Genomic DNA, 1,194 nt, shown 5'->3' with positions numbered 1-1,194 from the left:
GCTGGCGTCAGGAGCCGTCGGCGTCCTCCGCCGCCGGGGCCGTGTTCGGCATCCTGGGTCTGGGCGCGATCGACATCCTGATCCTGCTGCCCATCGCCCTGCCCGTCTTCGGCACGGTGCTGTCCCTGCTGCTGGGCGGGGTCGGCGTCTTCATCGCCGGCGGCTTCGTCATGGTGGCGGGCGCCTTCATGGGTCTGCCGGGCGGGGCGCTGGCCGCCGCGCTGCTGGGCGTCGGCCTGATGGGGCTGGGCATCTTCATGGTCGGAACCATGGCCCTGCTGACCAAGTGGCTGATCGACGCCACCGTCTGGTACGCCCGCCTGCACTACCGCGTCGTCAAACCCGCCCTGGAACCCCAGGCCTAAAGCCCGAGAGAGGAGAACACAGTCATGATCCGCAATCTGCTCATCATCTCCGGCGCGGGCCTGATCCTGGCCATCGTCGGCATCGGCGGGGCCTTCGCCGTCGGGGGCCGCGACCTGGCCCGTCACGACTGGACCTGGGTCATCACCGACGACGAGGCCGGCGACAGCGGCTTCACCGTCGAGCGCGGCCAGGTCTCGCCCGACACGACCCGCACCATCGAATGGACGGGCGGCGACCGTCTGGCCATCAACATCCCCGCTGACGTCGTCTATGACCAGCAGGCTGACGCGCCGGGCGTCACCGTCTCGGGCGCGCAGAACGTGGTCGAGCGCGTGCGCTTCTCCAACGGCCGCCTGACCCTGGACGAAGCCCCGCGCGGCGACCGCAGCTATGTCCGCTGGACCCGCACCGGCATTCGCGGCTGGAGCGAGACCGACGCCCTGAAGATCATCATCAAGGCGCCCTCGGTGAAGACCTTCGACCTGTCCGGTCCGACCGAGCTGAAGATCCGCGGCTACGACCAGCCGTCGCTGGACCTGACGCTGACCGGCTCGTCCGACGTGCGGGTCCAGGGTCGAACCGACGCCGTGACGGTCGACGTGTCCGGCGCCGGCGACGCCCGCATGGACGAACTGATCGTCGATGACGCCAAGGTCCGCGTCAGCGGCTCGGGCGAGGTCCGCGTCGGCCCCAGCGGCAAGGCCGAGGTCGACGTCTCGGGCAGCGGCGAGGTCCGCCTGACCCGCCGCCCCGCCGAACTGCGCCAGTCGGTCAGCGGCTCGGGCGAGGTGTCGGAGGACTAGGAACCGCTCTCCCTCTCCCGGCGGG

At 70.8% G+C, this 1,194-nt stretch carries 1 protein-coding gene and 1 pseudogene; both read left to right on the top strand.

Annotation, left to right across the window (positions count from 1 at the left end):
• Nucleotides 1-365 (top strand): annotated as a pseudogene (locus RT567_RS15480) (HAAS domain-containing protein); the annotation flags it as partial.
• A 24-nt stretch (nt 366-389) separates the two neighbouring features.
• Entirely contained in the window at nt 390-1,169 is a 780-nt protein-coding gene (locus tag RT567_RS15475; protein ID WP_313577125.1) for a GIN domain-containing protein, read from the top strand.
• The last annotated feature ends 25 nt before the right edge of the window (nt 1,170-1,194 follow it).

The sequence above is a fragment of the Brevundimonas sp. genome (assembly GCF_032107865.1).
Lineage (GTDB): Bacteria > Pseudomonadota > Alphaproteobacteria > Caulobacterales > Caulobacteraceae > Brevundimonas.
Note: the sequence above shows the minus strand (reverse complement) of the source record. Positions and strands in the feature narration are given on the sequence as shown.